Origin of the sequence: Streptomyces sp. Je 1-369 (assembly GCF_026810505.1) — a bacterium.
GTDB lineage: Bacteria > Actinomycetota > Actinomycetes > Streptomycetales > Streptomycetaceae > Streptomyces.
On record NZ_CP101750.1, the window covers coordinates 2455496 to 2478570 of the forward strand.

Consider the following 23075-nt stretch of genomic DNA (forward strand, 5'->3'; position numbering starts at 1 on the left):
CCGTCCATTCACCCGCTCACGAAGTGAGACGGAGCAGACACGGCGGAGTGACCGGTTCCCGTCGCCCGCTCGGCGGCGGTCGGTGCCGCGAGGGCGAGCCTCCGGTGCACGCGGCGGAGCATCGTGCGGGCCATGAAGGGGTGGACCCTCTTCACGACGCCCCAGTAGAGCCGGGAGCGCACGGTGTCCGCGCGGACGGCCGTGCTGAGCGTGACGTGCCGCTCGTCCACCAGGATCGAGGCGCGCGCCGTGAGGCCTGCCGTGTTCACGTCCATCAGCAGTTCGCCGCCCTCGCGGGCGACGACGGGGAAGGCGTCGCGCAGGACGCCGGTCCACGCGGTGGGGTCGCGCGGCAGGCCGGGGCGCAGCTCCATGCGGTACGCGTCCCGGTAGCCGGGCCGTTCCACGGAGGCCCGGAGCAGGCGGGCCTCCCGGGGCACCTCAACCGTCTCGGGCCTGGGCCACCAGAGCCGGTTGAGCAGCCGGATCCGGGGTGACCAGCGGACGGGGTCGGCGCAGCCGCCGGCCGCCGCTCGCTCGATGTTGTCGAAGAGCTCTTCGAGCATCGTGTCGTGCACGGGCCGCACGGCCGTGGGCCACAGCAGGCGGTCCATGCCGGACTGCCGCATTTCAAGGACGTGCCGCACGAGGCAGCGTCCGTCGCCGCGCGGCTCGACCGTCATCTCGTGGAAGCCGTCGCCCGGCGGGGTGAAGGCGAAGCGGACGCGGCGGCCCGGTTCGTACTCCGTCACCGAGTACCGGATCGGGCCGTGGCCGCCCGTCGCGCCCACACCCAGCGGGCGGTCGAAGGCCATCGGCGCCCAGGCCGGGACGGGGAAGACCGGGTCGTCCTCGGCGGACAGGCGGTCGAGCAGGGCTCCGACGACCTCCGCCGGAGCTCCGACGACCCGCTCGTGTTTGTTGCGCACGATTCCCACGACGTACCTCCATACGCTGGCGTACGGTCGACCGTACGGTAGCGTATGGACATGGCGCAACGGCAGCAGAAGAAGTCCCCGGTGAAGCCCCGGCTGACCGCCGACGACTGGGCGGACGCCGCCCTGACGGCGATCGGCGAGGGCGGTCTCGCGGCCGTCGCCGTGGAGCCGCTCGCCGTCCGCCTCCGCACCACCAAGGGCAGCTTCTACTGGCACTTCGCGAACCGCGACGCGCTCGTCGAGGCCGCCCTCGACCGCTGGGCCGAACTCCACACGGAGGGGATGATCAGCCACGTGGAGGCCGAGCCCGACCCCCGCGAGCGGATCCGGCTGCTCTTCGCCGAGGCGATCACCGCCGCCGCCTCCGGCCCTCTCGAGGTGTCCCTGCTGGCGACCGCCGGGCATCCGCAGGTCGCCGCGGCCCTGCGGAAGGTCACCGAGCGCCGGGTGGCGTACGTGGCCGGGCTCTTCGCCGACCTCGGCTTCCCCCCGGCGGAGGCGCGTCGGCGCGGTCTCCTCGCGTACAGCGTCTATCTGGGCCACACCCAGCTCGGCCACGCGGTGCCCTCGGTCGTGCCGTCCGACGCGGAGCTCGGCGCGTACCTCGACGAGAGTCTCGATCTCCTGATGATGCGCTAGGGTGCGGGACATGCACGCGCAGACGACGACTCGTAACTGGTGGTGGCCCGCTCATCCGGCGACCCACTGACTCTGCGCGCACACAGACTCGCGAAGGCCGCCCGAGGGGCGGCCTTCAGTGTTTTCCGGCCTTCGCCGGGAGCGGGCCGTTCCTCTCCGAGTGAGAAGGAACAGCCCCATGCAGCCAACACAGCAGCCAACACAGCAGCCGACACAGCAGCTGACCGACCTCCTGTCCGACGATCGCCCCTTCGCCCTGCTGCGCCGCCGCACCCCGGGCCTCGACCACGACACGGTCGAGGTCCTGACCGGCCCGACGGGCACGTACGAGCGGCTCGCGGACATCCCCGAAGGGCTCGCCCTCGTGCCGTTCCGGCAGATCAGGGAGCGCGGCTTCGATGTCCGTGACGACGGCACGCCGCTGACCGTCCTGACGCCCGAGGAGCGGTACGAGGTGCCGCTCGCCGACGCCCTCGCGGCGCTGCCCGCGCACGACGTGCGGGTCGAGGGCGGGGCCTTCGACGTGGACGACACTGCGTACGCGGACATCGTGGAGCGGGTCCTGCGCGAGGAGATCGGGCGGGGCGAGGGCGCCAACTTCGTCATCCGTCGGACGTACGAGGGTGAGATCCCGGGGTTCGGACGTGCGGACGCCCTCGCGCTCTTCCGGCGGCTGCTCGTCGGCGAGCGGGGCGCGTACTGGACGTACGTCGTGCACACCGGGGACCGGACGCTCGTCGGGGCGAGCCCCGAGGTGCATGTGCGGATGTCCGGCGGGACCGTCGTCATGAACCCGATCAGCGGCACCTACCGCTACCCCGCCGAGGGCCCCACCGCCGACGGCCTGCTGGCCTTCCTCTCCGACGGCAAGGAGATCGAGGAGCTCTCGATGGTCGTCGACGAGGAACTCAAGATGATGTGCACGGTCGGCGACATGGGCGGAGTGGTGATCGGGCCTCGCCTGAAGGAGATGGCCCATCTCGCGCACACCGAGTACGAGCTGCGGGGCAAGTCGTCGCTGGACGTGCGGGAGGTCCTGAAGGAGACGATGTTCGCGGCGACCGTCACCGGGTCGCCCGTGCAGAACGCCTGCCGTGTCATCGAGCGCCACGAAGCGGGCGGCCGCGGGTACTACGCGGGCGCCCTCGCCCTCATCGGCAGGGACGCGGGCGGCGCGCAGACGCTGGACTCCCCCATCCTCATCCGCACCGCCGACATCTCCCCGGCAGGGCGGCTGCGGGTGCCGGTGGGCGCCACGCTGGTGCGCGGCTCCGACCCGATGAGCGAGGTCGCCGAGACGCACGCGAAGGCCGCGGGTGTGCTCGCCGCGCTCGGCGTACGCCCGGGGCGCCCCCGCGAGGAGGACGCGCGGCCCGCGCTCGCCGACGATCCCCGGGTGCGGGCGGCGCTCGACGGGCGGCGCGCGGCGCTCGCGCCGTTCTGGCTGCGGATGCAGGAGCGCGCGGACGAGCTGGCCGGGCACGCGCTCGTCGTGGACGGCGAGGACACGTTCACGGCGATGCTCGCGCACGTCCTGCGCTCGTGCGGCCTGGAGGTGTCGGTGCGGCGGTACGACGAGGAGGGGCTGCGTGAGGCCGTGCTCGCGCACGAGGGGCCCGTGGTCCTCGGCCCGGGTCCTGGTGACCCGTCCGACCTGGCCGACCCGAAGATGCGGTTCCTGCGCTCGCTGGCGGCGAACGTGATCCGTACCCACGGGCACGGCGTGTTCGGCGTCTGCCTCGGGCACGAGCTGATCGCGGCCGAGCTGGGTCTGGAGATCGTGCGGAAGGAGGTGCCGTACCAGGGCGCGCAGACGGGCATCGACCTGTTCGGGCGTACCGAGACCGTCGGGTTCTACAACAGCTTCGTGGCGCGCTGCGACGACGACGCGGCGGTGGAGCTCGCCGCGCACGGCGTCGAGGTCAGCAGGGATACGGCGAGCGGTGAGGTGCACGCGGTGCGCGGGGAGTCCTTCGCGGGCGTGCAGTTCCACCCGGAGTCGGTGCTTACGCTGCGTGGCGCCGGGATCGTGCGGGAACTGCTCGGTCAGCTCTTGTCCGGTGCCGGGACGAGGACGTTGTCGGAGCGGCGGCCCGCCAGGTAGTCCAGGACGTTGCGCACCGTGGTGTCGATGATCTGGCCGACGGCGTCCACCGTGTAGTACGCCTGGTGGGAGGTGACCACGACGTTGGGGAAGGTGACGAGGCGGGCCAGGGTGTCGTCGGCGACGACCTCCAGGGACTTGTCGAGGAAGAAGAGGCCCGCCTCCGCCTCGTACACGTCCAGGCCCACCCCGGTGAAGCGTCCCGCGCGCAGCTCGCAGACCAGGGCCTCGGTGTCGATCAGGCCGCCGCGGCTGGAGTTCACCAGGATCGCGTCGTCCTTCATCGTCCGCAGCGCCTCGGCGCCGATGAGGTGCTGCGTGGACGGGAGCAGCGGTACGTGGAGGCTGACGAGGTCGGCCTCGGCGAGGAGTTCGGCCTTGTCCACGTACTTCATGCCGAGTTCGACGCAGGCGGGGTTCTCGGCGACGTCCCAGCCGAGCAGGCGCATGCCGAAGCCGTGCGCGATGCGGGTGAACGCCTCGCCGATCTTGCCGGTGCCGAGCACGCCGACCGTGCGGCCCCGCAGGTCGCGGCCCATCAGGCCGTCGAGGCGGAAGTCGAAGTCGCGGGTGCGGTTGCTGGCGCGGACGATGCGGCGGTTGACGGCCATCGCGAGGGTCCAGGCGAACTCGGCCACGGAGTAGGGCGAGTAGTACGAGACGCGGGCGACGGTCAGGCCGAGGCGCTCGGCGACCAGCAGGTCGATGTTGTTGAACCCGGTGGACCGCTGCGCGATCATCTGCGTCCCCCCTGCGGCGAGGGTCTGCAGGACGCGGTTGTTGAGCGTGGCGTTGACGCTGGAGGAGACGATCTCGTAGCCCGCGGCGATGGGGGCGGTGTCCTCGTTGAGGAAGACGTCGACACAGCGGACGTCGTGGTGTCCCTGGAAGGCCTTCTCGATCAGCGGCTTCTCGTCGGACTGCACGCCGAACGCGAGGATCTCCATGGCCGCCAGTCTAGGGAGCACCTCCCAGGACGGCACCCGGAGCGGGCGCCGTCCCAGGAGGGCCCGGATCGGCCGGGTTCCGGATCAGCCGAAGAACACCCCGACCTCTTCGTACAGCGCCGGGTCCACCGTCTTCAGGCGGGCCGTGGCCTCGGCGATGGGCACCCGCACGACGTCCGTGCCGCGCAGCGCGACCATCTTCCCGAAGTCGCCGTCCCGCACGGCCTCGATCGCGTGCAGCCCGAACCGCGTGGCGAGCCAGCGGTCGAAGGCGCTCGGGGTGCCGCCGCGCTGCACGTGCCCCAGGACGGTGGTGCGCGCCTCCTTGCCGGTGCGCCCCTCGATCTCCTTGGCCAGCCACTCGCCGACCCCGGAGAGCCTGACGTGCCCGAAGGAGTCCTGCGTGCCGTCCTTGAGGACCATCTCGCCGTCCTTGGGCATCGCCCCTTCGGCGACGACGACGATGGGGGCGTACGACGCCTTGAAACGCGAGGTCACCCAGGCGCAGACCTGGTCGACGTCGAAGCGCTGCTCCGGGATGAGGATGACGTTCGCGCCGCCCGCGAGCCCCGAGTGCAGGGCGATCCAGCCCGCGTGGCGGCCCATGACCTCCACGACGAGGACGCGCATGTGCGATTCGGCGGTGGTGTGCAGACGGTCGATCGCCTCGGTGGCGATGCCGACGGCGGTGTCGAAGCCGAAGGTGTAGTCGGTGGCGGAGAGGTCGTTGTCGATGGTCTTGGGGACCCCGACGACCGGGACGCCGTACTCGTCGGTGAGCCGCGCGGCGACGCCGAGGGTGTCCTCGCCGCCGATCGCGATGAGGGAGTCCACCTCGTACTTGGCGAGGTTCTCCTTGATGCGGCGCACCCCGTTCTCCGCCTTGAACGGGTTGGTGCGCGACGAGCCGAGGATGGTGCCGCCGCGCGGCAGGATGCCGCGGACCGCGGGGATGTCGAGCGGGACGGTGTCGCCTTCCAGCGGACCGCGCCAGCCGTCCCGGAAGCCGATGAAGTCGTAGTCGTACTCCTGCACGCCCTTGCGGACGACGCCGCGGATCACTGCGTTGAGCCCGGGGCAGTCGCCACCACCGGTCAGTACGCCGATTTTCTTGGCCCCCATAGGAGCAGTCCCTTCGCCTCAGTGACCTGATGCGAGTCACGCTAATGGTGATCCAGGTCACTGCGGCACGGTGCGGACGGTCAATTCCCTTGCCATGCTGGGGAGTTGATCATGCACGTTCACCCGTACGAGGGTCAGGCGCTGTCGATGCCTCGCTCTATCGCGTACCGCACGAGCTCGACCCTGTTGTGCAGCTGGAGCTTGCCCAGGGTGTTCTGTACGTGGTTCTGCACGGTGCGGTGCGAGATGACCAGGCGCTCGGCGATCTGCTTGTAGCTGAGGCCCTTGGCGACCAGGCGCAGGACCTCCGTCTCGCGGTCGGTGAGCCGCGGGGCCTTCGGGTCCTCCGGGGTGCCGGCCACGGGCTCGGTGGCCAGGCGGCGGTACTCGCCGAGGACCAGGCCCGCGAGGCCCGGCGTGAAGACCGCGTCGCCGACCGCCGTACGGCGCACCGCGTCGATCAGCTCCTCGGTGGACGCCGACTTCAGCAGGTAGCCGGTGGCGCCGGACTTGACCGCCTCCAGGACGTCGGCGTGCTCGCCGCTCGCCGAGAGGACCAGGACGCGCAGCGCCGGGTTGGCGGCGACGAGCTCCTTGCAGACCTGCACGCCCGGCTTGAGCGGGAGGTTCAGGTCGAGGACCAGGACGTCGGGGGCGGCGGCCTGCGCGCGGCGCACCGCCTGCTCGCCGTCGCCCGCCGTCGCGACCACGTCGAGACCGGCTTCCGCCAGGTCACGGGCCACGGCGTCGCGCCACATGGGGTGGTCGTCGACGACCATGACCTTGATCGGGTCCGCCACCCGCCCGGCCCCGCCGGGACCCGTGGCCCCGGTGGCCGGTTCCTGTCGCTGCTGCTCGCTCATCTCGCCTTTCCCGCCTTCCCCCGTGTGTCCCGCGCCTGTACGCGCGGCACTCTCAGTTCCACTTCCGTGCCCTGGCCCGGCACCGAGATCAGCTCGGCCGTTCCCCCGATGTCCCGCAGCCGCCCGCGAATGGACAGGGCCACCCCGAGGCGCCCCTCCCCCTCCGCCTCCACGAGCCGCCCCTCCGGAATCCCCGGACCGTCGTCCCTGACGGTGACGATCACCTCGCCCGGCTCTTCCTCGACCAGGATCCACGCGCGGGCCTGCGCACCGGCGTGCCTGCGGACATTGTCCAGGGCCGCACCGACGGCGGCCGCCAGCTCCCTCGCCGCCCCCGGCACGAGGAGCACCGGCGCCCCGGGCTCGGACAGCGTGACCTTCGACCCCGCGTGCGAGGCGAGGAGTGGGCGCAGATCGCAGGGTGCCGCGTCGTCCGGCTCGTCGTCCGGCACCTCGACGGCGCGGACGACGGCGCCCTGCGCGATGTCCTCCGACGCGTGCGAGGCGGGCACCATGCCACCGGCGACCAGGGTGCGCAGGGCGACCTCCTGCTCGCCCGCGAGGCGGCCGAGCTCCGCGGCCTCGCCGCCGATGGCGGTGCCGCGCCGCTGCACCATGGCGAGGACCTGGAGGACGCTGTCGTGGATGTCGCGGGCGAGCCGCTCGCGTTCGCGGGTCGCGGCCTCTATCTCCAGGGCGCGGGCCAGGGTGCGCTCGGAGGCGCGGGCCAGCTCCACGACGTAGCCGATGGCGATGGAGGCGATGCAGACCAGCAGGACGTTGTGCAGGGTGTCGCGGCTGAACGCGCCGCGCTGCACCACGTTGGCGACGCCCACCAGGAGGGACGCCGATGCCGCCCAGCGCCAGCCGCCCTTGATGGCGAACGCGAGCACGGAGCCCGCGGTCCATATGGAGGGCAGCGTCGGGGAGCCGTCGACGATGCGCTGCTGCGAGTCGGCGAGCGGGGTGAGGAGGATGCCGACGATCGCGACGGTCAGGTCCGCGAAGAGGAACCGCCGGGTGCAGCTCGCCGCGTTCGCGACGCGGGGCAGGGTCGCCAGGGTCCAGGGGGCGAGCACCGCGTAGTAGGCGACGGCCAGCCAGGGGCGGTCGAGCTTCTCGTGCGCCGCCACGAAGAGCCCGATCGCGTACAGCATCGTCAGGACGCGGTAGGCGGTGAGCGCGCGCCACAGCGGCTGCTCGACCGACATCCTCATGACTTTCTCGCGCTTGGCCATGTCCCCCACCGCCGCCCGTGTGCCCACCCCTGAACGGACGCGGCTAGGAGCCGGCCCGTTCCTTGTCGCCCTTGTCCGCCGTCTTGGCGGCCTTCGCCGCCTCGGTGATCTGGCGCTTCGCGGCCGTCGCGTAGATGTCGACGTACTCCTGGCCGGAGAGCTTCATGATCTCGTACATGACCTCGTCGGTCAGCGCGCGCAGCACGAAGCGGTCCTGCTCCATGCCCTGGTAGCGCGTGAAGTCGAGGGGCTTGCCGATGCGGATGCCGGGACGCATCAGCTTGGGCATGACCTTGCCGGGCGGCTGGATCTTCTCGGTGTCGATCATCGCGACGGGGAGCACGGGCGCGCCGGTGGCGAGCGCCACGCGCGCGAGGCCGCCGGGCTTGCCCCGATAGAGGCGCCCGTCGGGCGACCGCGTGCCCTCGGGGTAGATGCCGAAGAGCTCGCCGCGCTCCAGGACCTCGATGCCGCTCTTGATGGCCGCCTCGCCCGCGCCGCGGCCGCCGGAGCGGTCCACGGGCAGCTGGCCCACGCCCTTGAAGAAGGCCGCGGTGAGCTTGCCCTTCACGCCGGGCGAGGTGAAGTACTCCGCCTTGGCGATGAAGGTGACCTTGCGGTCGAGGACCGCGGGAAGGAAGAAGGAGTCCGAGAACGAGAGGTGGTTGCTCGCGAGAATCGCTGGGCCCTCGGCGGGGACGTTCTCAAGGCCCTCCACCCAGGGCCTGAAGCCGAGCTTCAGCGGCCCTCCGATGGCAACCTTCATTGCGCCGTAGATCAAACCGAGTGCCTCCTGTGTCTGTGGATCAGACCTTAACCCGGGGTACGGCCAATGGGCCCGACGACCCTGGTCGGTGTCAGTCCGGTCGCGTACGGTGAAGTACTCCCACCTCTCACGAAGGAGACCGAAGTGCCGGTCCTCCCCGGAGCCGAGCCGTACCGCCGCGAAGGCGGCGAGGTCGGCGTCCTCCTCTGCCACGGCTTCACCGGATCCCCGCAGTCGCTGCGCCCCTGGGCCGAGTACCTCGCGGAGCGCGGCCTCACCGTCTCGCTGCCGCTGCTGCCCGGCCACGGCACACGCTGGGAGGACATGCAGGTCACGGGCTGGCAGGACTGGTACGCGGAGGTGGACCGCGAGCTGCGGTCGCTCCTCGAGCGGTGCGAGCGGGTCTTCGTCTTCGGGCTCTCGATGGGCGGGGCGCTCGCGCTGCGCCTGGCGGCGAAGCACGGGGACGCGGTCGCCGGTCTCGTCCTGGTCAACCCGGGGAACAAGGTGCACGGCCTCGCGGCGCACGCGCTGCCCGTCGCCCGGCACCTCGTGCCGAGCACGAAGGGCATCGTCAGCGACATCGCGAAGCCCGGCTCGGAAGAGGTCGGGTACCACCGGATCCCGCTGCACGCCGCGCACTCCCTGCGCCGCTTCTTCCGCGTGGTCGACGCCGAACTGCCGCAGGTGACCCAGCCGCTGGTGGTGCTGCACAGCCCGCGCGACCACGTGGTGCCGCCCGCCGACTCGGCCCGGATCCTCAGCCGCGTCTCCTCCACGGACGTCGCGGAGATCCTGCTGGAACAGAGCTACCACGTCGCGACGTTGGACCACGATGCGGACCGGATCTTCGAGGAGAGTTACGCGTTCATCGCCCGGCTCGCCCCCAGCGTCGGTAAGGAAGGGACGGCCACCGGTGGCTGAGCACGAGGCGGACCGCGAGGACAGCCGCGAGCCCGAGAAGAGCAAGGTGCCCGCGGACGGCACCCCCGTGGACGGGACACCCGCGGACGGCGTGCCCCTGGACGAGGACGCCGCCTGGCGGGCAATCGTCGCGGGGTACGGCGAGGAGCCCGCGGATCCGCCGGGCGCCAAGCCGTTCAAGTCCATCGAGGACCTGGCGCTCCTGGAGACGGAGACGAACGGCCCGGCGGGCGACCCGGACGTGACGACGGACGGCAAGTCCGGCATCGACAAGTCGAGACCGGGCAAGAGCGGCCCCGACAAGCCGCTCGGCAGCTCCGTCTCCTTCGCGCCCGGCGTCGGCTCCGGCACCGGCGGCCCGCGCGACTACAGCACGCCGGAGCCCTCCGAGAAGGACTTCGACGCGGACGACGAGGGCCACTTCGTGCCGCCCGAGCCGCCGCCGCTGCCCGACGCCGACGTGACGGCCAAGTTCGCCTGGCTCGCCGTGCTCGGCGGCCCGCTGCTCGTCCTGCTTGCCGTGCTGTTCGGCTGGCAGATGACGTGGTGGCTGACCACGCTCGGCATCGGCGGCTTCCTGGGCGGATTCGCCACGCTGGTGATGCGGATGAACAGCGGGGACGACGAGGAGGACGACGACCCGGGACGCGGCGCGGTCGTCTGAGCCCTCACCTCACCCACAGCCTTCGGGGCCCGTCCGGAACCTCTCCGGGCGGGCCCTCACGCATGTCGCGCACCCCGGTGGAACCCGATCGGCCCGAGCGGCGAAGGAGAGGTGAACCACCGAACGAGCCCAAGCCTTCACGGCGTTCAGACGAACGAAAGGAGCCCCGATGACCGTCGACCCCGGCGGCCCCCTTCGCACGGGGCAGCGCCCCTGCGAGAAGAGCGACGCCTGGTCCATCGAGCGGTCCCGGGATGAGCCCGAGCAGTTCGCCGCCCTCTTCGACCGGCATGCCGACGCCGTGTACCGGTACGCGGCCCGCCGGCTCGGCCCCGAGGCGGCGGAAGACCTGATGTCCGACACCTTCACCACCGCCTTCAAGGAGCGCCACCGCTACGACCTGGCGCGGGCCGACGCCCGCCCCTGGCTGTTCGGCATCGCGACCAACCTCGTCGGCCGGCACCGCAGGGCCGAGGCCCGCCGCTTCAAGGCGCTGGCCAGGGTGCCCGCGCCGGTGCCGCACGACGAGCCGGTCGCCGACCTCGCGGTCGCCCGCGCGGGCGCCGAGGGGCTCCGCGGCGACCTGGCCGCGGCCCTGGCCGGGCTCTCGGCCAGGCACCGCGACGTGGTGCTGCTCGTGGCGTGGGCCGACCTCAACTACGAAGAGGCGGCGCAGGCGTTGGGTGTGCCCGTCGGCACCGTCAGATCGAGGCTGCACCGGGCCCGCAGCACATTGCGCGAAGCACTGGGCGGATCCGATCCGACAGCTTTCCAGGAGGCACACGCCCATGAATGAGCTCGATGAACTGCGCGACTGGGACGCGGGGGCTCCCCCGCTGGACGACGACACCCGCCACCGCGCGCGGGTGCGCCTGTTCGCCGCGATGAACGACGAACCGGCCGCGCCGGTACGCCCCCTCCGGCGCCGCCCCGTGCTGCGCGTCGCCGTCGCCGGGACCGTCGCGGCCGCCGTCGCGGGCACCGTGCTGGTCGCGGTGAACACCGGAGGCGACGACGAGGTCCGCGCCAAGCCGCCCGGCGACAGCGCGCCGTCGATGCGCAACGTCAGCGCCCGGGCCGTGCTCAACGGCGCCGCCGCCTACGAGCGCAAGCACGAGAGGACCGTCGCCCCGCGCGACGACCAGTACATCTACACGAAGGAGATCATCGAGGAGACCGAGAAGGACACGGGCCGGGTCGAGCGGCATGTCGACGAGAACTGGCGTTCCGTGGACGGCTCCAGGCGCTCCTGGGTGATGGAGATCGGCAAGGGCTGGTGGTCGGAGCCGCTCAAGGAGAACGAGGGGATGTGGCCTCCGCAGGACTGGGGCACCTTGAGGAAGCTGCCGACCGACCCGGAGAAGCTGATCCTGTCGCTGCTGCACAAGTCGGGGCCGAACGACAGGAACGACTCCCTGGACGAGGTCACCGACCAGGAGTGGACGGACATCCACTTCAGCCTCGCCGGTCTCCTGAAGCTGGTCCCGGTGATGCCGAAGGGCCTGCGCCCGGCCGCGTACGAGGCGCTGGGCATGGTGCCCGGGGTGAAGGCGGTCCCCAACCAGCAGGACGCCAAGGGCCGCACGGGGGTGGCCATCACCTACGACGACCCGACGCAGCAGGGCCCGTCGTTCGGCGGTCACTTCATCTTCGACCCGAAGACGTACGCGTTCCTGGGCTTTCGTGACACGCGCACCACGGGTGACGACACGGACCCGAAGACGTACACCCAGCTCTCGTACCTCGACAGCTGGGCGATCACCGACAAGGTGAAGCAGCGCCCTTAGTGGCTCAGGACGTCACCGCGGGGATTCTGAGGGCGGCCAGGACCGGCAGGTGGTCCGTGGCCGCCCTCAGGTCGTCCCCGCTCACCCCGGGCAGGTCCAACGGCACGCCGCAGCCGAGGACTTCGATGCCGGAGGTCGCGAAGAGCGCGTCGATGCGCTGGTGCGGGTCGTCCGGCGTGGAGGTGTTCTCGCCGCCCCACGGCCTGGCCGTCCAGCAGTCCTGGAGTCCGGCGGCGAGCTTGCGGAACGTCCGGCCGCCGGGCCGCTCGTTGAGGTCGCCGCCCGCGACCGCGTGGTCCACGCCTATCCCCGCGAGCCGGTCGAGCAGCATCCCGCCCTGGTCGTACCGCTCGTCGGCCTGGAGGCTCAGGTGGCAGCTCAGGACGCCGAGCCTGGCGCCGCCGAAGCGGACGACGGCGGTCGCGAAGCCGCGCCGGTGCAGGCCGGGGGTGAGCGGGAGCAGTACGTCCTCGGTGCGCTCGACGGTGGCGCGCAGCGAGCAGAGCAGCGCGGGTCCTGCCGCGGAGCCGCCGCCGGAGAGGATCACCAGGTCGGCCGCGCGCGCGAGGCGGGCCAGCTTCTTGCGCCAGCGGAAGAACCGCGGGGCCTCCTGGATCAGGACGAGGTCGGGGGCGCAGGCGGAGATGGTGCGGGCGAGCGCGGCGGTGTCGTCGCGCATCGAACGGATGTTGTAGCTGAGCACCCGGATGACGGCCGAACCGTCGGGTTCGGTGCGGGAGTTGGGGAGCGGTTCGCTGACCATGGCGATCAAGATACGACAGCGCCCGCCGCTCCCCGAAGGGACGCGACGGGCGCCGCCACACGTGCCGTACCGATGTCACATGACCGGGTCGGGTTCCCGCGCCAGGTCCGCCGCGCCGACCATGCCCGCCTTGTTGCCCAGCTGGGCGGCGATGACCTGGGCCTCGGGGCGCCAGGCCGCGCCGACGAGCCATCGCTTGAAGGACTTGCGGATCGGGTCGAGGACCAGTTCGCCCTCGTCCGAGAGGCCGCCGCCGACGATGAACGCCGACGGGTCGAAGAGCGACGCCAGGTCGGCGAGGCCCGCGCCCGCCCAGCGGGCCAGCTCGCGGTAGGAGTCGATGGCGACGGCGTCGCCCTGCCGCGCGGCCATCGAGATGTGCTTGCCCTCGACGCCCTCGGGGGTGCCGTCGCCCAGCGAGAGCAGGTACTCGGCGTTCTCGGGGGTGGCGTTGGCGCGCTGCTTCGCGTACCGCACGAGGGCGCGTCCCGAGGCGTACTGCTCCCAGCAGCCCTGGCTGCCGCAGCCGCAGAGCAGGCCGTCCGGCACCATCCGGATGTGGCCGAACTCGGCGGCGACGCCGAAGTGACCGCGGCGCAGCTTGTTGCCGATGATGATGCCGCCGCCGAGGCCGGTGCCGAGCGTGATGCAGATGACGTTGCGGTGACCCTTGCCGCCGCCGAAGCGGTACTCGCCCCAGGCCGCCGCGTTCGCGTCGTTCTCCACGACCACGGGCAGGCCGACGCGCTTCTCGACCTCTTCCTTGAGCGGTTCCTGGCGCCAGTCGATGTTCGGCGCGAAGTAGACCGTGGAGCGCTGCCGGTTGACGTACCCGGCGGCGCCGATGCCGACGCCGACGATGTCGTGCCCGGCCCGTGCGCCCGCCACGGCGGAGGCGATCGCGTCGACGATGGCCTCGGAAGTACCAGGGGTCGGCACCTTGAAGGTCGAGAGGATGTTGCCGTCCTCGTCGACCACTCCGGCCGCGATCTTGGTGCCGCCGATGTCGACGCCGATGGTGAGTCCCATGAATCCCTCAGTTCGATCGAGCCCCGCTACGGCCCACCGTACCCGAGGGGGATCAGTCCAGATCGATGTGTTCGCCCGCGGAGGAGCCCCCGTCACGGCGGTCCTTGCCGGGTGCGTCGTCCTTCGTGACGTCGTCCGTGCCGTCGTCCGGGCCGTCGCCGCGGGTCCACCGGCTCTCCTGGCCCTCGACCGCCGAGCGGTAGGCGGCGAGCAGCTCGGAGCCCGCCGCGGCGAGGTGGTCGAAGACGTCGGGGTTGCGTTCGACGACCGGCTCGACGACCGCCTTCGCCTCCTTGGCGACCTGCCGGAGCGTCTGCTCGACGGCGCCCTGCGCGACCGCGCCGAGCAGCGGCGCCTGGAGTCCGGAGAGCTTGTCCGAGACGGCGTCGAAGAGCTTGCGCAACTCCTCGGCCGCGGAGCCGGGCGGCGGCCCGTACTGCGCGCGGCGGCGGGCCTTCTCCGCGGCGAGGTCCTCGGCGCACGCCCGCTCCCAGGCGTCGGCGTGACTTTCCTGGGGTTCCGGGGCTTCCGGGGCTTCGCGCCCGGTGGCATCGCTCATGCCACTCGACGTTACCCGAATGGAGGTACGGCGTTCACCGCTCTCGCGGCCACAGGTCCGGGTCGGGCGCGAAACGCACCCTGAGCTCGCCCTCGCGCAGCCCGGCTCCCGCAACGGTGCAGCGGCGCAGCGCGGACGGCAGGGTGACGATGCGGCGGTAGGGGCCCGCGGTGACGACGAGCTCGTCGCCGCGCCGGACCAGGCCGAGCTCCTCGCGGGTGACGGAGGGGAGCGGGATGTGCCATACGTACGTGTGGCTCCCGTCGTCCTCGGGGGCTTCGGTGACGGGCCAGGCGGCGGGGGCGGGGGCCGCTGCGGGCGCGGTCAGGCCGAGGGCTTGGAGGTCGTCGGTGCCGCGGGGGTCGCGGCCGAGGTGCGGGACCCTGACGACGTGGTCGTACGTCGACTCCCACGCGTCGAGCGTCTTGTGCTGCTGGGCGCCGAGCCCGGCGAGCCAGGTGTCGGGGCTCGCGTCCGGCAGGATCCGGTTGGCGACGAGGAGGTCGGTGCGCAGGCCGTGCAGGGCGAGGCCGGTGGCGGCGGTACGGACGGCGTCGGCGCCCGCGGGGCCGGGTTCGGCGACCAGGCGGACGGTGGTGCCGGGGGCCTCGATCACGCGCTGGACGGCGGCGAGTTCGTCCTCCCTGTCGGCCGCGGTCTCGTACAGCCAGGCGGCGGGCATGGGGACACCGGCGAGGCGGCCGAGCATGGGGCGCAGGGCGCGGGCCGCCTGGCGCTCGGGCGGGAGCAGTCGGCGCAGGTAGCGGCGGAGCTGCTCGGGCAGGGCGAGGGTCGCGAGGGCCTTCGGGGTGGGCGGCAGGTCGACGACCACGGTGTCGTACGTGCCGTCGCGGGCGGCGTCGCGCAGGGCCCGCAGGAGGGCCAGCTCCTCCGCGCCGGGCAGCGGGGTCAGCTCCTCTCCGTCGAGCCGCTCGGCACCGAGCAGGTCGAGGGCGGAGGCGGCACGTTCCTGCAGGGCGAGCAGGTCGTCGCGGAAGCGGTCGTCGGGGGCGAGGCGGAGGGTGGTGAGCGCGGGATGCGCGGCCTGGGGGCGGAGTGCCTCGCCGAGTGCCGTGCCGAGGGTGTCGGCGCGGTCGGCGGAGATCACCAGGGTCCGGTGGCCGGCCCGCGCCGCGGCGAGCGCGGTGGCGGCGGCGACGGTGGTACGTCCGGAGCCGCCGGGGCCGGTGAGGAGGAGGGTGCGCATGGGGGTGAACGGTACGTCAGGCGCGGGGCGCCGGGGCGGGGGCGCCGGGGCGGGGGGCGCCCACTCGCCGTAGGGGGCTGCTTCGTTCGCGGCTGCCGGTTGGTCGTGGCTGGTCGCGCAGTTCCCAGCGCCCCTGAAAGCAGGGGCTGCGCCCCGCTTTCCCTGAGGCCCCTAGGCTTCCTTCGACTCGACTCGCTTCTTCAGGCCTGCCAGGGCTCGGTCGATGATGACCTTTTCTGCCTTGCGCTTGATCATGCCGAGCATGGGGATCTTGACGTCGACGGTGAGGCGGTAGGTGACCTCGGTGCCGGAGGCGGTGGGGCGGAGCAGGTAGGAGCCGTCCAGGGAGCGGAGCATCTGGGACTTCACGAGGGTCCAGCTGACCTCGTCGTCGCCGGTCCACGTGTAGCCCAGCGTCTGGTCGTCCTTGATCGCGCCCGCGTCCATGACGAGGCGGACCTGCTCGGCGCGGCCCCGCTCGTCGGTGGCGAGCACCTGGGCCTCCTTCACCTCACCCGTCCAGTCCGGGTAGCGAGCGAAGTCGGCGATCACTCCCATGACCTCGGCCGGTGCCGCCTCGATCGTGATGCTCGAGCTGGTGTGTTCCGCCATCGCTGTGGCTCCTCCAGATGCGGTCGTCCGGGATGGGGTGGTGTGTACCGCGTGAAGGCTACCGCGCGCGGCGAGGTCACCACTCCAGGGCCCAGGGCCTGGACGTCCCGGCGAAGTGCCCGACGTTCACGCACTCCGTCGCGCCGACGCGCCTGCGCCGGACCAGCGGCTGGTGGACGTGGCCGAAGAGGGCGTACTTGGGGCGGGTCCGGTGGATCGCGTCGAGCAGGGCCCGGCTGCCCCGCTCGAAGCGGCGCGCCACGGTGTCGTAGAGGAGCTCGGGTACGTCCGGCGGGATGTGGGTGCACAGGACGTCGACCTCGCCGACGGCCTCGATCTTGGCGGCGTACTCCTCGTCGGAGATCTCGTAGGGCGTACGCATCGGGGTGCGCAGGCCGCCGCCGACGAAGCCGAAGACGCGGCCGCCGATCTCGACGCGCTCGCCGTCGAGGACGGTGGTGCCCGGTCCGGCGTACTCGGGCCACAGGGAGGGGATGTCGACGTTGCCGTAGGTGGCGTAGGTCGGGGTGGGCAGGACGGCGAACATCTCGGCGTACTGCTTGCGGACGGCGCGCTCGATCACCGCGGCCCGGTCGCTGTCGACCGTCGCCCACAGTTTTCGGCCGAATTCCCTGGCGTCGTCAAAACGGCGTGCGGTACGCAGCTCCACCAGCATGGACGCGTTCTCGGCGCCGAACAGGTCGGGGAAGATGCCGCGCGAGTGGTCGGCGTAGTCGAGGAAGAGCACGAGGTCGCCGAGGCAGACCAGCGCGTCCGCGCCGTCCCCCGCACGCGCGAGCGCCTCGGTGTTGCCGTGCACGTCACTGACCACGTTGACCCGGAAAGCTGGCATGCCGATCACCCTAGGACGGTCGTCCCGAGGGCGGTAGAGGCCCGGTCCAGCGGCCGGACCTGCGGTTACTTCCGAGTCGGGAAGACGGTGGCGTACTGTGCGATTCAGACCACGACGACGTGTGACGCACCGAACATCTGGGCCCGCCCCCCTACCGAACCAGCCATACCGATGGGTAACGTCCGGGCAGTCCAGTAGTGCTCAGCCCCCCACTCGACTGAGCACCTGCCCGATCTTGGACCGCACCGTCGCAGCACACAACGTCGTGGCGCCGGCGCCCTATGTAGGAGCAGCAGTCTTGCGCGAGTTCAGCCTTCCGGCCCTGTACGAGGTCCCTGCGGACGGCAATCTGACCGACATCGTCCGTAGAAATGCCGCGCAGCACCCCGACGTCGCCGTCATCGGCCGCAAGGTCGAAGGACGCTGGCAGGACGTCACGGCCAAGGCCTTCCTCGCCGACGTGCGCGCCACCGCCAAAGGCCTGATCGCCGCCGGAGTGCGTCCCGGCGACCGCGTCGGCCTGATGTCCCGCACCCGGTACGAGTGGACGCTCCTCGACTTCGCCATCTGGAGCGCCGGCGCGGTCACCGTCCCCGTGTACGAGACGAGCTCCGCCGAGCAGATCCAGTGGATCCTCGGGGACTCCGGCGCCGTGGCCTGCGTCGTCGAGCTCGACGCGCACGCCGCGGCCGTCGCGTCGGTGCACGAGGCGCTGCCCGCCCTGAAGCACGTCTGGCAGATCGACGCGGGCGGCATCGAGGAGCTGCACGGCGCCGGCGCGGAGGTGCCGGACGCGACCGTCGACGAGCGCAGCGGCGCCGCGAAGGCCGACGATCCGGCCACGATCGTCTACACCTCGGGCACGACGGGCCGCCCCAAGGGCTGTGTCCTCACCCACCGCAGCTTCTTCGCGGAGTGCGGCAACGTGGTGGAGCGACTGAAGCCGCTGTTCCGTACGGGCGAGTGTTCGGTCCTCCTCTTCCTCCCCGTCGCCCACGTGTTCGGACGCCTGGTCGAGGTCGCCGCGCTGATGGCGCCGATCAAGCTCGGCCACGCGCCCGACGTCAAGAACCTCACGGACGAGCTGGCCTCCTTCCGGCCGACGATGGTCCTCGGTGTGCCGCGCGTCTTCGAGAAGGTCTACAACTCGGCGCGCGCGAAGGCGCAGGCCGACGGCAAGGGCAAGATCTTCGACAAGGCGGCGGACACGGCGATCGCGTACAGCCGCGCGCTGGACACGTCGTCGGGCCCGTCGCTGGGCCTGCGCCTCAAGCACGCGCTCTTCGACAAGCTGGTCTTCAGCAAGCTGCGCGCGGTCCTCGGCGGGCGTGGCGAGTACGCGATCTCCGGCGGCGCCCCGCTCGGCGAGCGCCTGGGCCACTTCTTCCGCGGCATCGGCTTCACGGTCTTGGAGGGCTACGGCCTCACGGAGTCCTGCGCGGCCACGGCCTTCAACCCGTGGGACCGCCAGAAGATCGGCACGGTCGGCCAGCCGCTGCCCGGCTCGGTCGTGCGGATAGCGGACGACGGCGAGGTCCTGCTCCACGGCGAGCACCTGTTCTCGCACTACTGGAACAACGAGGGCGCGACGGAAGAGGCCCTGGCGGACGGCTGGTTCCACACGGGTGACATCGGCACGCTCGACGAGGACGGGTATCTGCGGATCACCGGGCGCAAGAAGGAGATCATCGTCACGGCCGGCGGCAAGAACGTCGCGCCCGCCGTCATCGAGGACCGCATCCGCGCGCACGCGCTGGTCGCCGAGTGCATGGTCGTCGGCGACGGCCGTCCGTTCGTGGGCGCGCTGGTGACCGTCGACGACGAGTTCCTCGGCCGCTGGGCGGCGGAGCACGGTAAGCCCGCCGACTCCTCCGCGGCCTCCCTCCGCGACGACGCGGATCTCCTCGCGGCGATCCAGAGCGCGGTGGACGACGGCAACGCGGCGGTCTCCAAGGCGGAGTCCGTCCGTAAGTTCCGGGTCATCGGCTCCCAGTTCACGGAGGAGTCGGGGCACTTGACTCCGTCGCTGAAGCTGAAGAGGAACGTGGTGGCCAAGGACTACGCGGACGAAATCGAGGCGATTTACCGCGGGTAGCGTTGGCGGTTTCGCCCACGCGCCGTGGGGGCGCCCCGCCGTCGGCGCCGCCCGCCACGCCGTGGTTGCTCGCGCAGTTCCCCGCGCCCCTGGGGCAGGGGCTACGCCCCGCCCCTCCCCGCCGCACCCTGCGAGGCGGCAAAGCCGCCTTTCAGCGGCGCGGGGAACTGCGCGAGCAACCCCCACCGGCCGCCAGCCACACAGCAAGCTCCCCCGGGCAGGGGCGCAGGCGGGTTTTCAGGGGCGCGGGGAACTGCGCGAGCGGCCCGCACCGGCCAGGACGTCCTGCGCTACAGGAGCGACTTCAGGTTTTCCGCCAGCGTGTCCCAGCGCCACCGCTCCTCCACCCACGCCCGCCCCTGCTCCCCCATCCGGGAGCGAAGCTCCGCGTCGCCGAGCAGGGCGACGATCCGGTCCGCCGCCTCCTCGGGCGCGGCACCCCGCACGACCCACCCCGTCTCCCCGTCCCGCACCGCATCCGGCGCCCCGCCCGAGTCCCCCGCGACAACGGGAAGGCCCGTCGCGGACGCCTCCAGGTAGACGATGCCGAGGCCCTCGACGTCCAGGCCCCCGCGCCGGGTCCGGCAGGGCATGGCGAAGACGTCGCCCGCGCCGTAGTGCGCGGGCAGTTCCGACCAGGGCACGGCCCCCGTGAAGCGGACGGAGTCCGCGACCCCCGTCTCCGCCGCCAGCCGACGCAGGTCCTTCTCGTACGGCCCGCCCCCGACGATCAGCAGCACCGCGTCCGGCTCCGCGGAGAGAATCCTCGGCATGGCGAGGATCAACGTGTCCTGGCCCTTGCGCGGCACGAGCCGCGACACGCACACCACCACGGGCCGGTCTGTGAGGCCGAGCCGCGCCCGCACCGCGTCACCGCCCGACCCCGGGTGGAACGTCTTCTCGTCGACGCCGGGCGGAAGTTGGACCATACGGCCCGCCGCCGCAGGGCTCAGCGCCGCCGCGATCCGCGAGCGCGTGTACTCGCCGAGATAGGTGATCGTGTCCGTCGAATCGCCGATCCGGCGGAGGAGTTGGCGGGAGGCCGGAAGCTGCGCCCAGCCCGCCTCGTGGCCGTGCGTCGTCGCGACCAGCCGCGTCGCCCCCGCCTTGCGCAGCGCGGGCGCCATGAGCCCGAGCGGCGCCGCCGCCCCGAACCACACCGACGTACAGCCGTGTTCACGCAGGAGCGACACCGCGCGGCGGGTGACGCGCGGGGTCGGCAGCAGCATCGTCGTGGAGTCGCGTACGACCTGGAAGGGCTGCTCGGCGTCGAACGCGGCCGTCGCCTCCGCGCCCTCGCGGCCCCGCTTCCACGTGGAGGCGTAGACGACGAGGCGTTCGGGGTCCAGGCGCAGCGCCATGTTGTGCAGGAACGCCTGGATGCCACCGGGCCTGGGCGGGAAGTCGTTCGTGACGATCAGGGTCTTGTGCATCGCGCACGACAGTACCGAAAGTTGACGGCCCCGCCTCTTCGCCCGCCCCCACCCCGCCCGGCATCATGACCCCTCGAATCACAATGAAGTATGTGAAAAGGGGCGAGGCGCTCATGGCACGCATCCTGACCGTCTGGGGGCTGACCAGGGGCCTCCTCATGCTCTTCGTCCTGCACGTGCTCACGGCCCCCGGACCCGACGTGACCAGCGACGTGTCCGTCATCTACCAGGGCTGGTACGAGATTCTGCGCACCGGTACCTTCCCCCTCGACGACGTCACCTGGCAGTACCCGCCCGGCGCCGCCCTCGCGGTCCTCTCCCCGGCCCTGCTGCCTTTCCTCGGATACGCGCCCGCCTTCTTCGTGCTGTGTCTGCTGTGCGATGCGGCGGTGTGTGCACTGCTCGTGTACGCCGGTCAGCGGCCCGGGAAGTCGTTGCGGGGTGCCTGGGTGTGGGTGATCGGCGTGGCCCTGCTCGGGCCCACCTCGTACGCGCGGTACGACGTGATGGTTGCCGCCGTCGCGGTCGCCGGGCTGCTCGCAGGGGCGCGGCAGCCGCGCACGATGGGGGCGCTCGCGGGGTTCGGCGCGCTGCTCAAGGGGTGGCCGGTGCTGCTGCTCGTCGGCGCGCCGCGCGGGCGGGCGACGCGGCGGTCGTGGGTCGCGGCCGCGGGTACGGCCCTTGTGCTCGCCCTGGCGTTCCTCGTGACGATGCCGGGCGCCCTGGCCTTCCTCACCTTCCAGCGCGACCGCGGCACCGAGGTGGAGTCGCTGGGCGCCCTCGTCTTCCACCTCGCGCGCCACTTCGGCTGGCAGGGCGAGGTGCGGCTCAATTACGGCTCGGTGGAATTCCTGGGGCCGTACGTGCCGCTGGTGAGCACCGTCGCCCAGGGGCTGTCGGTGGCCGCCTTCTGCTGGTTGCTGGTGTGGCGGCTGCGGGCCCGGGCCCGGGCGGCGAGTACCCCCGCGGACGCGGCGTTCGTGGCGGTGCTGCTCTTCACCACGACGAGCCGGGTGATCAGCCCGCAGTACATGCTGTGGCTGGTCGGGACGGCCGCCGTGTGCCTGGCGTTCCGTGCGAGTCCCATGGTGGTGCCGGCGCGGCTGGTGCTCGTGGCCACGTTCGTGACGTTCCTGGAGTTCCCCGTCTGGTTCTCGCACGTGGTGGCCGGTGATCCGCTGGGCCTGGTCCTGCTCCTCGTACGCAACGGCCTGCTGGTCGCGGCGACCGTGCTTGCCTGCCGGAACCTGTGGCGCCGGACGGTGTCCGCGCCGCGCGGGGCCGCGTCGCGCCCGGTGCCGGAGCAGATCAGCCAAGCTCCGCGCGCAGATACGTACGCCAGCGCGCCGTGAAGTCCTCGGGCGTGGTGTCCAGGACGCCCCGCAGCGAGCCCTCGACCGCGCCGTCACGCCCCTCGTGGGCGCCCACCGCCTCGTAGAAGTCCGTGAGCTTACGCTCGCCCCACTGCTCGGCGATCATCCGGCAGGCCAGCCACGCGCCCTCGTACGCCCCCGCGAGCTTCGTGGCGTCCCCGCCGAAGCCGAAGTCCTCGTCCTCGGGGAGCGCGGCGGGCAGGTGGCTGCGCTGCACCGCGCGGCGCAGCTCGGGGGCGGCCTGTGCGGCGGTGCGTCCGGTGCCGCGGTAGCCCACCCAGTCGGCGAAGCCCTCGGAGAGCCAGAGCGGGGTCGCCTCGGAGGTCTCCGTGCGGGTCGCGACGTGCGTCGCCTCGTGGGTGAGGACGACCCGCTTGCCGAAGTCGCCGAGCACGCCGTACGCCTCCGGGTTGACGATGATCCGGTCGGCGGGGGCCTTTCCCGACCCGCCCGTCTCGCCGGTGGTGACCGCGGCGATCCCGCGGTAGCCGGACGCGGGCGCCCCGAGGAGCCCCGCCATGCCGTCCAGCGACCGGGGCACGAGGACGACGATCCGCCCCGGCCACTTCCCCGGCCAGGCGTCCCGCACCGCGGGCACCGCCCGGTCGGCGAGCTCGCGGTGGGCGCGCAGGTCGGCGGCGCTCTGCCCGACGCCGAGTACGAGGCTGCGCTCGCCGCGCTCGGCGGTCACGCGCCCCTGGTCCCAGAGCTGTTCGCCGGTCTTCTTCGCGGGCCGCTCGTCGGTGACGTACCACTGCCCGCCGGTGCGCCTGAGCGTGAGCGTGCGCTCGGCGGTGACCGGCGCGCGGTCGTAGCCCTTGATGCGGTAGTGGAGTTCGGCGCTCGCCGTGGCCCTGGCACCGTCGCGGTCAAGGGCGGTCAGCCGGTAGTCCCAGGAGTCCAGCGGGACGGCGCGCAGGCGCCCGAAGAGGTCCTCGGCGCCCTTCGCGGGGCGCTCGGTCCCGTCGTACGCCCTCTCGTTCCCGTCGAGGACGGCCGCCGCCCGCCGGTCGAGGACCTTGCGCACCTCGCCCGCGGCCGCGTCCGGGACGGGGTCGCGGCCGCCGCATCCGGTGAGCACGACGAGACAGAGGGCGCAGCACAGCGCCACCAACCATGACCCACGTCCGTGACCTGCCACCTTCCCGATCGTACGGGT

22 protein-coding genes are annotated in these 23075 nt (G+C 72.3%); 8 read left to right on the forward strand and 14 right to left on the reverse strand.

Annotated features, from left to right (window positions below; translation table 11 throughout):
- Nucleotides 1-8: 8 nt before the first annotated feature.
- Complete coding sequence (locus tag NOO62_RS11240) at nt 9-938, reverse strand: DUF2867 domain-containing protein (RefSeq protein ID WP_268770741.1); 930 nt, start codon at nt 936-938, stop codon at nt 9-11.
- 45 nt (nt 939-983) lie between these two features.
- Between NOO62_RS11240 and NOO62_RS11245 the strand changes: the two genes are divergently transcribed.
- Both NOO62_RS11245 and NOO62_RS11250 read left to right on the forward strand, forming a co-directional pair.
- The gene (locus NOO62_RS11245) at nt 984-1577 is read left to right on the forward strand and encodes a TetR/AcrR family transcriptional regulator (protein WP_268770742.1); all 594 of its coding nucleotides are present in this window, start codon (nt 984-986) and stop codon (nt 1575-1577) included.
- 178 nt (nt 1578-1755) lie between these two features.
- Entirely contained in the window at nt 1756-3681 is a 1926-nt protein-coding gene (locus NOO62_RS11250; protein WP_268770743.1) for an anthranilate synthase family protein, read from the forward strand.
- Here NOO62_RS11250 and NOO62_RS11255 read toward each other — a convergent pair.
- The 5 genes from NOO62_RS11255 to NOO62_RS11275 form a co-directional block, all read right to left on the reverse strand.
- The gene (locus NOO62_RS11255; protein ID WP_268770744.1) at nt 3624-4628 is read right to left on the reverse strand and encodes a 2-hydroxyacid dehydrogenase; all 1005 of its coding nucleotides are present in this window, start codon (nt 4626-4628) and stop codon (nt 3624-3626) included. The two genes, NOO62_RS11250 and NOO62_RS11255, sit on opposite strands and share 58 nt — an antisense overlap.
- An 84-nt stretch (nt 4629-4712) precedes the next feature.
- On the reverse strand, nt 4713-5750 hold the full coding sequence (locus tag NOO62_RS11260; RefSeq protein WP_268770745.1) for a 6-phosphofructokinase: 1038 nt from the start codon (nt 5748-5750) through the stop codon (nt 4713-4715).
- 134 nt (nt 5751-5884) lie between these two features.
- Nucleotides 5885-6529 carry a response regulator gene (locus NOO62_RS11265; RefSeq protein WP_268775567.1) on the reverse strand — a complete coding sequence of 215 codons (645 nt, stop codon included), beginning with the start codon at nt 6527-6529 and terminating at the stop codon, nt 5885-5887.
- Between the two features lie 80 nt (nt 6530-6609).
- Entirely contained in the window at nt 6610-7851 is a 1242-nt protein-coding gene (gene macS, locus NOO62_RS11270; RefSeq protein WP_268770746.1) for a MacS family sensor histidine kinase, read from the reverse strand.
- Between the two features lie 43 nt (nt 7852-7894).
- A complete protein-coding gene (locus tag NOO62_RS11275) occupies nt 7895-8629 on the reverse strand; it encodes a lysophospholipid acyltransferase family protein (RefSeq protein ID WP_268775568.1) in 735 nt (244 codons plus the stop codon).
- Nucleotides 8630-8761: 132 nt separating this feature from the next.
- Between NOO62_RS11275 and NOO62_RS11280 the strand changes: the two genes are divergently transcribed.
- From NOO62_RS11280 to NOO62_RS11295, 4 genes are all read left to right on the forward strand, one after another.
- Nucleotides 8762-9541, forward strand: a complete 780-nt coding sequence (locus NOO62_RS11280) for an alpha/beta hydrolase (RefSeq protein WP_268770747.1) — start codon at nt 8762-8764, stop codon at nt 9539-9541.
- The gene (locus tag NOO62_RS11285; protein WP_268770748.1) at nt 9534-10205 is read left to right on the forward strand and encodes a hypothetical protein; all 672 of its coding nucleotides are present in this window, start codon (nt 9534-9536) and stop codon (nt 10203-10205) included. Before NOO62_RS11280 ends, NOO62_RS11285 begins: the two co-directional genes overlap by 8 nt.
- A 169-nt stretch (nt 10206-10374) precedes the next feature.
- Entirely contained in the window at nt 10375-11001 is a 627-nt protein-coding gene (locus NOO62_RS11290) for an RNA polymerase sigma factor (protein WP_268770749.1), read from the forward strand.
- The gene (locus NOO62_RS11295) at nt 10994-11992 is read left to right on the forward strand and encodes a CU044_5270 family protein (protein ID WP_268770750.1); all 999 of its coding nucleotides are present in this window, start codon (nt 10994-10996) and stop codon (nt 11990-11992) included. Before NOO62_RS11290 ends, NOO62_RS11295 begins: the two co-directional genes overlap by 8 nt.
- A 4-nt stretch (nt 11993-11996) precedes the next feature.
- On the opposite strand, the gene NOO62_RS11300 is transcribed toward NOO62_RS11295, so the two are convergent.
- The 6 genes from NOO62_RS11300 to NOO62_RS11325 all read right to left on the reverse strand — a co-directional run bounded on the left by NOO62_RS11300 (nt 11997) and on the right by NOO62_RS11325 (nt 16994).
- Nucleotides 11997-12755, reverse strand: coding sequence for an endonuclease/exonuclease/phosphatase family protein (locus NOO62_RS11300; RefSeq protein ID WP_268770751.1), 759 nt, complete (start codon nt 12753-12755; stop codon nt 11997-11999).
- A gap of 75 nt (nt 12756-12830) precedes the next feature.
- A complete protein-coding gene (locus NOO62_RS11305) occupies nt 12831-13784 on the reverse strand; it encodes an ROK family glucokinase (protein WP_150219098.1) in 954 nt (317 codons plus the stop codon).
- A 52-nt stretch (nt 13785-13836) separates the two neighbouring features.
- Nucleotides 13837-14343, reverse strand: coding sequence for a DUF5304 domain-containing protein (locus NOO62_RS11310; RefSeq protein ID WP_268770752.1), 507 nt, complete (start codon nt 14341-14343; stop codon nt 13837-13839).
- Nucleotides 14344-14377: 34 nt separating this feature from the next.
- On the reverse strand, nt 14378-15550 hold the full coding sequence (locus NOO62_RS11315; protein ID WP_268770753.1) for an ArsA family ATPase: 1173 nt from the start codon (nt 15548-15550) through the stop codon (nt 14378-14380).
- A gap of 171 nt (nt 15551-15721) precedes the next feature.
- Nucleotides 15722-16162 (reverse strand): SRPBCC family protein, encoded by a 441-nt coding sequence (locus NOO62_RS11320; RefSeq protein WP_150219095.1) that lies wholly within the window; start codon nt 16160-16162, stop codon nt 15722-15724.
- A gap of 76 nt (nt 16163-16238) precedes the next feature.
- The gene (locus NOO62_RS11325; protein ID WP_268775569.1) at nt 16239-16994 is read right to left on the reverse strand and encodes a metallophosphoesterase family protein; all 756 of its coding nucleotides are present in this window, start codon (nt 16992-16994) and stop codon (nt 16239-16241) included.
- Between the two features lie 319 nt (nt 16995-17313).
- On the opposite strand from NOO62_RS11325, the gene NOO62_RS11330 reads away from it, so the two are divergent.
- On the forward strand, nt 17314-19110 hold the full coding sequence (locus NOO62_RS11330; RefSeq protein WP_268770754.1) for an AMP-dependent synthetase/ligase: 1797 nt from the start codon (nt 17314-17316) through the stop codon (nt 19108-19110).
- A gap of 290 nt (nt 19111-19400) precedes the next feature.
- Here NOO62_RS11330 and NOO62_RS11335 read toward each other — a convergent pair whose 3' ends face one another.
- Complete coding sequence (locus NOO62_RS11335; RefSeq protein ID WP_268770755.1) at nt 19401-20543, reverse strand: glycosyltransferase family 4 protein; 1143 nt, start codon at nt 20541-20543, stop codon at nt 19401-19403.
- Nucleotides 20544-20656: 113 nt separating this feature from the next.
- On the opposite strand from NOO62_RS11335, the gene NOO62_RS11340 reads away from it, so the two are divergent.
- Nucleotides 20657-21895, forward strand: a complete 1239-nt coding sequence (locus NOO62_RS11340; RefSeq protein ID WP_268770756.1) for a glycosyltransferase family 87 protein — start codon at nt 20657-20659, stop codon at nt 21893-21895.
- On the opposite strand, the gene NOO62_RS11345 is transcribed toward NOO62_RS11340, so the two are convergent.
- Nucleotides 21852-23057, reverse strand: coding sequence for a hypothetical protein (locus NOO62_RS11345; protein ID WP_268770757.1), 1206 nt, complete (start codon nt 23055-23057; stop codon nt 21852-21854). The genes NOO62_RS11340 and NOO62_RS11345 overlap by 44 nt on opposite strands.
- Nucleotides 23058-23075 lie beyond the last annotated feature (18 nt).

What these genes read in the sequence shown, in the direction of transcription:
- NOO62_RS11245 (WP_268770742.1), top strand. Translation starts at nt 984, where the DNA reads ATGGACATGGCGCAACGGCAGCAGAAGAAGTCCCCGGTGAAGCCCCGG.
- NOO62_RS11250 (WP_268770743.1), top strand. Translation starts at nt 1,756, where the DNA reads ATGCAGCCAACACAGCAGCCAACACAGCAGCCGACACAGCAGCTGACC.
- NOO62_RS11255 (WP_268770744.1), bottom strand. Translation starts at nt 4,628, where the DNA reads ATGGAGATCCTCGCGTTCGGCGTGCAGTCCGACGAGAAGCCGCTGATC.
- NOO62_RS11260 (WP_268770745.1), bottom strand. Translation starts at nt 5,750, where the DNA reads ATGGGGGCCAAGAAAATCGGCGTACTGACCGGTGGTGGCGACTGCCCC.
- NOO62_RS11265 (WP_268775567.1), bottom strand. Translation starts at nt 6,529, where the DNA reads ATGGTCGTCGACGACCACCCCATGTGGCGCGACGCCGTGGCCCGTGAC.
- macS (WP_268770746.1), bottom strand. Translation starts at nt 7,851, where the DNA reads ATGGCCAAGCGCGAGAAAGTCATGAGGATGTCGGTCGAGCAGCCGCTG.
- NOO62_RS11290 (WP_268770749.1), top strand. Translation starts at nt 10,375, where the DNA reads ATGACCGTCGACCCCGGCGGCCCCCTTCGCACGGGGCAGCGCCCCTGC.
- NOO62_RS11295 (WP_268770750.1), top strand. Translation starts at nt 10,994, where the DNA reads ATGAATGAGCTCGATGAACTGCGCGACTGGGACGCGGGGGCTCCCCCG.
- NOO62_RS11300 (WP_268770751.1), bottom strand. Translation starts at nt 12,755, where the DNA reads ATGGTCAGCGAACCGCTCCCCAACTCCCGCACCGAACCCGACGGTTCG.
- NOO62_RS11305 (WP_150219098.1), bottom strand. Translation starts at nt 13,784, where the DNA reads ATGGGACTCACCATCGGCGTCGACATCGGCGGCACCAAGATCGCGGCC.
- NOO62_RS11310 (WP_268770752.1), bottom strand. Translation starts at nt 14,343, where the DNA reads ATGAGCGATGCCACCGGGCGCGAAGCCCCGGAAGCCCCGGAACCCCAG.
- NOO62_RS11315 (WP_268770753.1), bottom strand. Translation starts at nt 15,550, where the DNA reads ATGCGCACCCTCCTCCTCACCGGCCCCGGCGGCTCCGGACGTACCACC.
- NOO62_RS11320 (WP_150219095.1), bottom strand. Translation starts at nt 16,162, where the DNA reads ATGGCGGAACACACCAGCTCGAGCATCACGATCGAGGCGGCACCGGCC.
- NOO62_RS11335 (WP_268770755.1), bottom strand. Translation starts at nt 20,543, where the DNA reads ATGCACAAGACCCTGATCGTCACGAACGACTTCCCGCCCAGGCCCGGT.
- NOO62_RS11340 (WP_268770756.1), top strand. Translation starts at nt 20,657, where the DNA reads ATGGCACGCATCCTGACCGTCTGGGGGCTGACCAGGGGCCTCCTCATG.